At 48.3% G+C, this 10,136-nt stretch carries 8 protein-coding genes; 1 reads left to right on the top strand and 7 read right to left on the bottom strand.

The window, feature by feature from the left end; genetic code table 11:
• Positions 1-272: 272 nt before the first annotated feature.
• Both fghA and HMPREF3090_RS05085 read right to left on the bottom strand, forming a co-directional pair.
• Positions 273-1,100, bottom strand: a complete 828-nt coding sequence (gene fghA, locus HMPREF3090_RS05090; RefSeq protein ID WP_070486083.1) for an S-formylglutathione hydrolase — start codon at positions 1,098-1,100, stop codon at positions 273-275.
• Between the two features lie 11 nt (positions 1,101-1,111).
• The gene (locus tag HMPREF3090_RS05085) at positions 1,112-2,215 is read right to left on the bottom strand and encodes an alcohol dehydrogenase catalytic domain-containing protein (protein WP_067972958.1); all 1,104 of its coding nucleotides are present in this window, start codon (positions 2,213-2,215) and stop codon (positions 1,112-1,114) included.
• A gap of 395 nt (positions 2,216-2,610) precedes the next feature.
• On the opposite strand from HMPREF3090_RS05085, the gene HMPREF3090_RS05080 reads away from it, so the two are divergent.
• Positions 2,611-3,963, top strand: a complete 1,353-nt coding sequence (locus tag HMPREF3090_RS05080; RefSeq protein ID WP_067972961.1) for an FAD-dependent oxidoreductase — start codon at positions 2,611-2,613, stop codon at positions 3,961-3,963.
• Between the two features lie 274 nt (positions 3,964-4,237).
• Here the strand turns inward: HMPREF3090_RS05080 and truA are convergent, their stop codons facing one another.
• The 5 genes from truA to HMPREF3090_RS05055 all read right to left on the bottom strand — a co-directional run bounded on the left by truA (position 4,238) and on the right by HMPREF3090_RS05055 (position 9,675).
• A complete protein-coding gene (gene truA / locus HMPREF3090_RS05075; RefSeq protein WP_067972964.1) occupies positions 4,238-5,053 on the bottom strand; it encodes a tRNA pseudouridine(38-40) synthase TruA in 816 nt (271 codons plus the stop codon).
• Between the two features lie 12 nt (positions 5,054-5,065).
• Positions 5,066-5,860: an energy-coupling factor transporter transmembrane component T family protein gene (locus HMPREF3090_RS05070; RefSeq protein WP_067972967.1), complete on the bottom strand. Its 795-nt coding sequence runs from the start codon at positions 5,858-5,860 to the stop codon at positions 5,066-5,068.
• Entirely contained in the window at positions 5,850-6,728 is an 879-nt protein-coding gene (locus HMPREF3090_RS05065) for an energy-coupling factor ABC transporter ATP-binding protein (RefSeq protein ID WP_067972970.1), read from the bottom strand. The genes HMPREF3090_RS05070 and HMPREF3090_RS05065 overlap by 11 nt, the downstream gene beginning before the upstream one ends.
• Positions 6,704-7,546: an energy-coupling factor ABC transporter ATP-binding protein gene (locus HMPREF3090_RS05060; RefSeq protein ID WP_067972973.1), complete on the bottom strand. Its 843-nt coding sequence runs from the start codon at positions 7,544-7,546 to the stop codon at positions 6,704-6,706. Before HMPREF3090_RS05060 ends, HMPREF3090_RS05065 begins: the two co-directional genes overlap by 25 nt.
• A 185-nt stretch (positions 7,547-7,731) precedes the next feature.
• Positions 7,732-9,675 (bottom strand): acyltransferase family protein, encoded by a 1,944-nt coding sequence (locus HMPREF3090_RS05055; protein WP_083272386.1) that lies wholly within the window; start codon positions 9,673-9,675, stop codon positions 7,732-7,734.
• Between the last annotated feature and the right edge of the window lie 461 nt (positions 9,676-10,136).

The raw sequence follows: 10,136 nt of genomic DNA, 5'->3' as shown, positions 1-10,136 counted from the left end.
CAAGGTCTCTCGCCTAGCGAGACTCAAACGGACCGTACGGCTAAAGCCTACGCTCCATAATTCGCTTCGCTGCTTATTCATGGCTAACGATCAAATTCAAAGCTCCACTCCTGCTCGAAAACTAGCTGATATTGAAACTATATCTTACTCAATGACTAATTAATAAGAAATAGAAAACTAAAATAATTGACTATAAACGAAAAGAAACTGGAAACAAGGCCCAGTTTCTTTTTTTGTGGTCCTATTTAAATCTAAACGCAATCACTCAGATCTTATAAATACCCTTTATGAAATTTCAAGTGCTTGCCAATAAAGGCTGAAATGGTGTAATAGGAATGGTCATAGCCTTCTTCCTTTTGATAGCGGACGGGGTAGTCAGCGCCCTCTGCTGCTTCCAGGAAGGCACTTTCAGCCAATTGCTCAGGGTAAAATTCATCTGCTGTGCCTTGGCTAATGAAGATAGGAATTTCATCTTTGGCTTCCTTGATCAAGTGGACAGGATCCCAGTCAGCCCAAGCACTTTCGTCAGGTCCGAGATAGGCACTGAAGGCTTTCTGTCCCCAAGGCACTTGGGTCGGATTTGAAATGGGAGCAAAGGCCGAGATGCTTTGGAAGCGTTGGGGATTTTTAAGCCCCATCATCAAAGCGCCGTAACCGCCCATGGAATGCCCCATGATGGCTTGTTGGCTAGAGCCATGAGGGAGGCAGTCTTCAACGAGCTCAGCGAGCTCTTCCAATAGATAATCATACATCCGATAGTGGCTAGCCCAGGGTTCCTGGCTGGCATTGAGGTAGAAGCCAGCGCCTTGGCCCAGGTCATAGGCCTCGTCATCGGCGACTTCTGATCCGCGTGGAGAGGTATCCGGAATTAAGACCGCTAATCCCAAGTCTGCTGCATAGCGCTGGAAGCCTGACTTGGTGGAAAAGTTCTGGTCATCGCAGGTCAGCCCCGACAAGAACCAGACCAGGGGTACCGGATGCTCCTGGGCTTCTTTTGGCAGAAAGAGGCTAAAGACCATCTCACAACCAAGGACCTTGGAGTCGTGCTTGTAGCGGACCTGGTCTCCGCCAAAAATTTTCTTACTTTCAATTAATTCCATGGTTAAACCTCCTAGAAAGTCAGAATATCTCGCAGGGATTCACCGTTCTCTTGCCATTCAATGGCTTGTTCAATATCGTCAAAGGCAATGCGGTGACTGATGAAGGGCTTGAGGTCAATGCCACCCTCAGAGTATTCTTCCACTAATTCGCTGAGTCCCGTACGTCCAGTGACCCCACCAAAGGAAGTTCCTAGCCAGGTCCGACCGGTAATCAATTGGAAGGGACGGGTTGAGATCTTGTCATTGCCGGCAGCAACGCCCATGATGACACTTTCACCCCAGCCCTTGTGCGTAGCTTCAAGACCGGCATTCATCACGTCGGTATTGCCCACACAAACAAAGCTGAAGTCAACCCCGCCATCGGTCAATTCGATAATTTCTTCCTGAACAGGGCGGTCCAATTCGCTCGAATTGATGAAGTCCGTCGCCCCGAAGTCGCGGGCTACTTCTTCTTTGTTGGAATCGATATCGACTGCAATAATGCGTTCGGCTTGCGTCCGCTTGAGTTCTTGGATGGCAGCTAGACCCAGCGTCCCGATACCAAAGACAGCCGCAGTTGCCTTCTCATAAACGGCAGCATCATTGCGGACAGCCCCAATTCCAGTGGTTACCCCACAGCCTAAGAGGCAGACTTCATCCATGGGCACTTCGGGATCAATCTTAGTCAAGGCAATCTCAGGTAGGACGGTATATTCACTGAAAGTTGAAGTCCCCATGAAATGATAGATTGGCTTACCTTCATAAGAGAAGCGCGGCGTTCCATCGGGCATCACGCCTTGGCCCTGGGTTTCACTGATCGCCGAGCAGAAGTTCAAGCCTTTCTGGCAATAGTCACATTTCCCACATTCTGGCTTCCAGAGGGGGATCACATGGTCGCCTACTTCAACGCTCTCAACGCCCTCCCCAACTTTTACCACTTCCCCCGCGGCCTCATGCCCCAAGATACAAGGGAAAATAGCCGATGGGTCATCACCTGATAAGCTATAAATATCCGTATGACAAACCGAGGTGTGGGCAATCTTAACCATTACCTCACCTGGATGCGGATCCTCAACATCTACTTCAACCATTCTTAAATCATTGGGCCCAAAAGCCACTGCTGCTTTGCTTTTCATGCTATCCCTCTTTCTGTTATCGCTTGCTAGTTTGCGCCATTATTACTGATTCTATCATGACATAAAGCCATCCAAACTACAATTAAAAGCCCTTTCATAATTATTGAGCAAGAGCTAGAAGACAAATACATTTATTGTTTATTATAAAGCGAAATTTGATTAGTTTTTTCTTAGAATAAGGAGACCTGAAAAAGGCAAAAAAGGATATAATAAGGCTTTCATAGTAGCTTTTTAGCCTTCTTAACAAGATATAAATTTAATGATAGTTCTATTAATAGAACATTTTTTGTATATTTTTGAAAGTTAATAGCTTGTGAAATCGGTATCATCATGTATAATAAGATTGTGAAAGAGTTAGTAATAAATTTTACTTTAATAATAAAGGAGAATGTCAAATGAAAGTTATTGTAATTGGCTGTACCCATGCCGGAACTGCTGCAGTAACCACTATGTTAAATGAAAATGATGACATCGATGTTACCATTTATGAACGGAACGATAATGTATCCTTCCTCTCATGTGGGATTGCCCTCTATGTTGGTGGCGTTGTTAAGGATGTTGACGGCCTCTTCTACTCTAGCCCAGATGCCTTAGCTGAACTCGGCGCCAATGTGAAGATGGAACACGATGTCTTAGAACTTGACCAAGCCAACAAGAAAGTTCAAGTGAAAGACTTGAAGACAGGCGAAGTCTTTGAAGATAGCTATGATAAGTTAGTGCTTTCTTCAGGTTCTTGGCCAATTATTCCTCCAATTGATGGCTTAGACCTTGACAATGTTCTTCTCTGCAAGAACTTTAACCATGCCCAAGAAATTATCGCTAAGAAAGACGATAAGAAACGGGTAGCTGTTGTTGGTGGGGGTTATATCGGGATTGAACTTGTTGAAGCCTTCGCTGAAACCGGCAAGGAAGTTGTCCTCATCGACGGCATGCCTCACCCACTGAGCAAGTATCTCGATAGCGAAATGACCGATATCTTAGAAGAAACCATCCAAGAACATGGGGTTGAAATCCACATGTCAGAACTTGCTGATGGCTTCGTTGCAGATGAAAATGGTGCTGTCAAAGCTGTTCGGACCAATAAGGGTGAATATGAATGTGACATGGCCATCCTATGTGTCGGCTTCAAACCTAACAATGAACTCTTCGGCGACCTCAAGACCTTCGACAACGGTGCCTTAATCGTCGATGACTTCATGCATACCTCTGACCCAGATATTTACGCTTGTGGCGACTCTTGCGCCGTGAACTACAACCCTAATGACGGCCATGCCTACATTCCATTGGCTACTAATGCCGTTCGTATGGGGAACTTAGTAGGTAAGAACATTAAAGAGGACCGTGTCGAATATCGTGGTACCCAATCTACTTCTGGCTTGAAACTCTTTGGCTGGAACATTGGCTCGACAGGGGTTAACGATGGCTCAGCTGAATCATTCGGCCTAGACACTCGTTCTGTCTATGTCAAGGACTTCTACCGTCCCGAATTCATGCCAACCAATGAAGTCGTTCATATGAAACTTGTTTACGAAGTGGGCACCGGTCGGATCGTTGGGGGCCAATTAATGTCCAAGTATGACATCACCCAATCCGCCAACACCCTCTCCTTGGCCATCCAAAACCATATGACCATTGAAGATTTAGCCTATGTCGACTTCCTCTTCCAACCTCACTTTGACCGCCCATGGCACTATCTCAACATCCTAGCCCAAGCGGCCCTAGACCAAGAAGCTAAGTTAGCTGAATAATTCACAGGATAAGAAAAAACTCCCAGTCCATCTGTGGCTGGGAGTTTTTTTGCCTTCCAAAGTTGATTTAAGCCTATAAAACATGATACTAAGCAGAGATCGTCATAAAGAGCATGGCCGTCGCAAAGACCCAAAAGAAGAGGCCAATGCCAATAAAGAGCAAGTACCACTTATTGCGCGACCGTTTGTATAAATAAAAGGACGATCCTACCAGCAAGAGTGACACCACAATGCCAAGAAAAATAACAAGTAACAGAACAAACGCCTCCTCTTCCTATGCATCAAAATCTGCTTCCTTCTTAAAGTTCAACCACTGGGCGGTCTTTTGAGCCCGGTCTTCTGCTGATAAATAGAAAACTTCATCCAGGTAGAGGCCATGAGCGGCTGCAGTGGGGCCCGCTTCATTGCGGTCTCGGACTTCAAGCAAACGGGGCATCTCCTCAATCGGTTTAAGCCCGTCGCCGATTTGGAGCAGGGTGCCCACCAAGATACGGACCATATTGTACAAGAAGCCATCCCCCTCAAAGAGGAAGTAATAGCTAGAAGGGTCTGCTCCTGGATGTACTTCTGCCCGGTAAATGGTACGCACAAAATTCGTCTTATCGGTATGAGTTGAACAAAAGCTTTCAAAATCATGCTGGCCCTTAACATAGCTCAAGGCTTGGGCCATACGGTCAAGGTCTGTCCGATAGGGATGGTGGAGGGCATAGTGGCGCTTGAAGGGGGACATGAAAGGCGCCCCTTCCACCCGGTAAATATAGCGCTTGCCCGAGGTATGGTAGCGAGCGTGGAAAGTGTCTTCCACCGCTTCGACCTTTTGAATACAGATGCTATCGTCACAGATACTATTCAGGGCACGCAGGAGCGCCTCTTCAGCTATCGGCGTTGGGTAATCGAAGTGGACCACCTGACCATAAGCATGGACCCCAGAATCTGTCCGTCCAGAGCCATGAACATTAATCGCCTGGCCCTTGGTCATCAATTTTAAAGCCCGCTGTAGCTCCCCCTGGACACTAGGTCCATTGGGCTGCACTTGAAAGCCGACATAGGGACTGCCATCATAGGCCAAAGTCACCTTGTAACGTTGCAAAGAATCGCCTCCTTAATCTTTAAGGAAAAGAAGCCCTAGGCAGACCAGACCTACCACGACAAGCGATAGGGTATCTCGGCCCTGCCAGGTCAATTCCCGGTACTTGGTTCGTCCTTCTGCCCCGCGATAGCCCCGCGCCTCCATAGCCGTAGCTAGGTCATAAGCCCGGTTAAAGGCATTGACAAAGAGCGGGATTAAGATTGGAATAAAGGCTTTCACCCGTTCAAAAAGATTGCCTTCATTAAAGTCCACGCCCCGTGCGCGCTGGGCATTCATAATTTTATCCGTCTCATCAATTAAGGTCGGAACGAAGCGCAGAGCGATGGAGAGCATAAGCGCCATCTCGTGGACAGGTAAGACCTTACGGAAAGGTGAAAATAAACTTTCGAGAGCGTCGGTTATGGCTAAGGGCTGGGTGGTCAGGGTGAGCAAGGTTGAAATAAAGATAATCAAGACAAAGCGCAAGAAGATAAAGGCCGCATTCATCAAGCCATCCTTGGTCAAAACTAGGAAGCCCCACTGCCAAATAACCTCCCCTGTCCGGGTGAAGAAGAGCTGCAAGATCACCGTAAAGAGAATCAAGACCACCATGGGACGTAAGCCCTTGATAAAGACCGACAGGGAAATATTCGTCAAAGCCACCATAAACATGACAAAGGCAAATAAGAGGGCATAGGACCAAACATTATTAGCAAAGAAAATAAAGATCAGGAGAAGAACCATAGCCAGCAACTTAGCACGCGGGTCTAAGCGGTGGATGAAGGAATTCCCCGGTAAATAACGCCCTAGGATAAATTTATCCTTCATTGGAGTCTAGCCCCCTTCCTAAATCTGTCAGGATAGCATCGGCTAAGTGGTCCACTGTCAGAGCTGTCCCGCTTAAGGCCCTGCCCGTTTGAGCTTCATAAGTCCGGGCAAAGTGCAGGCTATCCGGCAAGTCCAACTGGTGCTGGTGGAGCCAGTCAGGATCCTGAAAAATCTCTTCAGGACGACCTGAGCGGATACAAGTACCGCCCTCCATAACGATGACATGGTTGGCATACTTAGCCACGTCATTCATATGGTGGGAGACCAAAACCACTGTCAAGCCCTTGTCCTGGTAGAGCTGGTAGAACATTTCCAGCATTTCTTTTTGGCCTTTAGGGTCCAGACCGGCAGTCGGCTCATCCAAGACGAGCACTTCCGGTTGCATGGCGAGGATCCCGGCAATAGCCACCCGGCGCATCTGGCCGCCCGATAATTCAAAGGGAGACCGGTCATGGAGCTCAGGAGCAATGCCCACTAAATCTAAGGCTTCCAAGGCCCGTTCCCGAGCCTCTTCTTCGCTAGCACCATAGTTCTTAGGCCCGAACATAACGTCGGCCAAAAGGGTTTCTTCAAAGAGTTGGGATTCCGGAAATTGAAAGACCATGCCGACTTTAGCACGCAAGTCCTTCAATCCCTTACCCTTACTTTCCGAGTTTAGAACAAAATGGCCCAAACGGACCTCTCCAGAGCTAGGAAGGAGCAAGGCATTGAGATGTTGGATCACTGTCGACTTGCCTGAACCTGTATGGCCAACCAAGGCTGTAAAGCTCTTATCTGGGATGGTTAAGCTGACATCATGCAGGGCCTGCATCTCAAAGGCTGTCCCTGCGCCATAAGCAAAGCCTACCTGGTCGAATTCAATTTGCATAGATAGTCCACCAACCCTTCTTCCGTTAAATAAGCTTCTGGCATGTCAAGCCCCCGTGCTTGGAGGGCCTCCTTTAATTGTTCGGCAAAGGGAACATCCAAGCCCATCTCAACCAGGGCCTGGCCTTCCTTAAAGATTTCTTCCGGGCGGCCCTTTTTGACGATTTGCCCCCGGTTCACGACAAAGATTTGATCTGCCATAGCAGCTTCATTGAGGTCGTGAGTAATGGATAGGACCGTCATCTCCTGACTCTCCTTAATGTCCTGCATCAAAGAGACGACCTCATGTCGGCCTTCTGGATCTAGCATGGCCGTCGCTTCATCCAAGATAATCACTTCTGGTTGTAAGGCGAGGACGCCCGCAATAGCCACCCGCTGCTTCTGTCCACCAGATAGGCTAGAAGGCTCCCGGTCCTTGTACTGGGTCATATTGACCTGGTCTAAGGCCCGATTGACCCGCTCAACCATCTCGTCTCTAGGAATGCCTGCATTCTCTAAAGCAAAGGCCACATCGTCTTCTACTGTCGCCCCGACAAACTGGTTATCCGGATTCTGGAAGACAAAGCCAATCTTTTGGCGGATCTCCCACACCGTCTCTTCGGAAAGTTCTTGACCGTCCACATAAATATGGCCGGATTGGGCCTCCAGGAGCCCATCGATGAGCTTAGCCAAGGTCGATTTCCCTGACCCATTATGGCCAATAACGGCTAGCCAATCGCCCCGTTTAATTTCAAAGGATACTCCCTGGATAGTGGGCCTTTCTTGGTCTTCTTGATAGGCAAAGATTAAGTCCTCGACACGAACGATCGTATCTTCCATAGCTGCCTCCTTAATTAAAAGGACCCTACCGCAAGTCCGGCAGAGTCCATTATTCTTTGTTTAATCAGTTGAGTTGCCAAACCGCCTCTAAAGGCTGAATGGTCAACCCTGCCACATATTAAGGTGATACTTACAGTTTACGCTAAAATGCTTAAGACTGCAATCATAAACTTATGAAGCGAGGGTCAATCTTGGCTCTTCTTTTCCTTATCTTCAGGTAGTTCTTGGTGCTCCGATTCATAGATAGCCCGGGTCACAAAGGCCACCCACTGCTTACGGCCTTCATCATTGAAGTGGACCCCATCGTCGCCTAGCCAGCTCGGTGCGGCCTCCTGACTATTGAAGTAGGCATTCCAATCCAGGTAGTGAACCTTATCCCCTAATTGATCAGCGGCAGTCTTGAGATTGGCATTCACCTCGTCGCGCCAAGGCCGGTTAACATGGGTATTGACCAAGTAAATCGTCCGGTCCTTGCCGATCTGTTCCACCATATCCACGATTTGCTGGCTGGAAAAGCCGCCATTAGCTCCCAAGTTAATGACCACTGGATTAAAGAGGGCCTGGTTGGCTTTAAGCTGTTCAATCACCGGCGCAATGGCATAGACTTGCCGGCCCACTTCCGCACTGATATAGGAATTAGGATAAGTAATCGACAGGACTTCAGAAGCTCCTAAGAGCAAGGAATCGCCGATAAAAGTCGCCTGGAGGTTATGGGCCATCTGCACCTGTTCTTTAGGAAGCGAGGAGAGGAAGCCCTGTTGGTCGGCTGGCAATTGGTCGATATAGGCTTTTATTTCTTCTTCGCTGGCCGGATCCGATACATTACCCTGGGCGATAGCTTGGTTTTGCTTCTTCAGCGCAGCCTTTTGCTCTTCGGCCTGGCGGATCTGGTCGGCCGTTTCATGTTCAATCGGTGCCAGGGCGAGCGCGACTCCAGTCCCCACTAGCATCGCGAGATAGGCCCAGAAGGCGATCCGGCTAGCTAGAGGAGTCTGAGAGGACAAGGCCGCTCTGAAGCCTGATTTTAACTGGAGGGGGACTCCCTTAGGCCGGTTGAAGATAGGAACATAGGCCTTCCGGTGGACCACCACAATATGGGTCAGGGCCCCAAGCAGAATAATGAGAGCCAGCTGCCAAGCAATCGAAGAGACGAAGAAGTTAGACGACTTAGGCGCTGAACGGAAGATGATAAAGACAGGATAGTAGAAGAGATACATCCCATAAGTCATCTGACCTAACCAAGATAAGGGACGGAAGCGCAAGACCCTAGTGATCAAGTTGCCTGGCAGGGTTAAGAGGACCAGAAAGGCAAGCACTAAGAGGTCAAAGACAAACATCCCGCCATAGTAGGTCAGACTCCAGGAATCCGTTAAATAGCGCATCATGAAGAAAATGAGGCCCCCGATGCCCAAGGTCAAGAGCGAAGTCAACCAAGTGGCCCCCTTCTTGATGATCTGACGGAATTTATCCGTCTGCATCATTGTTCCAGCTGCGGCCCCTAAGGCAAAACTGAAGAGTCGGGTATCCGTCCCGTAATAGACGCGACTCGGGTCCTTCCCCGGATCAAAAAGTACCGCCATCAGAATAGCACTCAGAACAGCTAGGATGAAGTACAAAAAGGAAGCCTCTTTGGCAGACTTTAAATGGGGCCTGACCAAACGAACCAGGGCCGGCCACAAGAAGAGAAACTGGGCATACATGCTCAAGTACCAGAGATGGGTGAAGATCGAAGGATGAGCGAAATCAGCAAAATACGACCCTCCCGCTAGGATCTGCGACCAGTTATTGACAAAGACCAAGCTGGAGAAGAACATGCGTGGCAGATTAGTCAAGAGGTCAAAACGAAAGACCAAGAGATAGCAAGTCCCCACCACCAGGACGAAGAGCATGGGCCGGAAGAGTCGTCCCAGCCGCCTGAAAAAAGTCGACCAAAAACGCGGGAATTCTCCCGTCATCTGATAGCCCTTCTCCATCCGCCCGCTAATTAAGAAGGCCGAGAGGATAAAGAAGATGTCTACAGCTAAAAAGCCCCCTGGTAGGAGGTGTTTTGTATAATGATAGAAAATAATAGCCAGCATCGACAGAAAGCGTAGGCTATCAAAGGGTCTAAAATATTTACGTTTGGACAAAGTTGCCCCTCCTCATCGATAATAATCCAATAATAGCACTAAAGCGCCTGACTGTCTTCAAAATTCCAGATTATTTTCCTTAATTTTATAAATAAGCGACCAGTTGAACTTATGACACATTCAAGTTAGCTTAAAAAGCGGCAAGGCGTATTGACTTCCCCTCCAGATCGAACTAAGACGCTGCCAGCCACACTTAGGGGACTTAACTGTGGCTGGCTTCCTGTTAAGCCACAGTTGCCCTTCTCGATTGTGGGCTAGAACTCAGTCACCCACATTCGCAGTACTTGCTTGTGGCTTGGCAAGGATTTACACACATTCCTAACCTTTTATTGTGGCTTCACCTTGATTAAGCCACACTCGTCGTGCTTGACTATGGCTAGGGCGAGAACATAGACAAGAACTAGCTGCTATTGTACTCTCGCCAGCCCTCACACCCTGTAGTCGGGTTCGAGGATGCAGAA

It is taken from the genome of Aerococcus sp. HMSC23C02 (assembly GCF_001806805.1).
GTDB lineage: Bacteria > Bacillota > Bacilli > Lactobacillales > Aerococcaceae > Aerococcus > Aerococcus sanguinicola.
The sequence above is the reverse complement of the archived record's forward strand: the minus strand, read 5'-3'. Positions and strand labels throughout refer to the sequence as shown.

Coding starts and splice junctions, on each gene's coding strand:
- fghA (WP_070486083.1), bottom strand. CDS start 1,100: ATGGAATTAATTGAAAGTAAGAAAATTTTTGGCGGAGACCAGGTCCGC.
- HMPREF3090_RS05080 (WP_067972961.1), top strand. CDS start 2,611: ATGAAAGTTATTGTAATTGGCTGTACCCATGCCGGAACTGCTGCAGTA.
- HMPREF3090_RS05060 (WP_067972973.1), bottom strand. CDS start 7,546: ATGGAAGATACGATCGTTCGTGTCGAGGACTTAATCTTTGCCTATCAA.
- HMPREF3090_RS05070 (WP_067972967.1), bottom strand. CDS start 5,860: ATGAAGGATAAATTTATCCTAGGGCGTTATTTACCGGGGAATTCCTTC.
- HMPREF3090_RS05085 (WP_067972958.1), bottom strand. CDS start 2,215: ATGAAAAGCAAAGCAGCAGTGGCTTTTGGGCCCAATGATTTAAGAATG.
- HMPREF3090_RS05065 (WP_067972970.1), bottom strand. CDS start 6,728: ATGCAAATTGAATTCGACCAGGTAGGCTTTGCTTATGGCGCAGGGACA.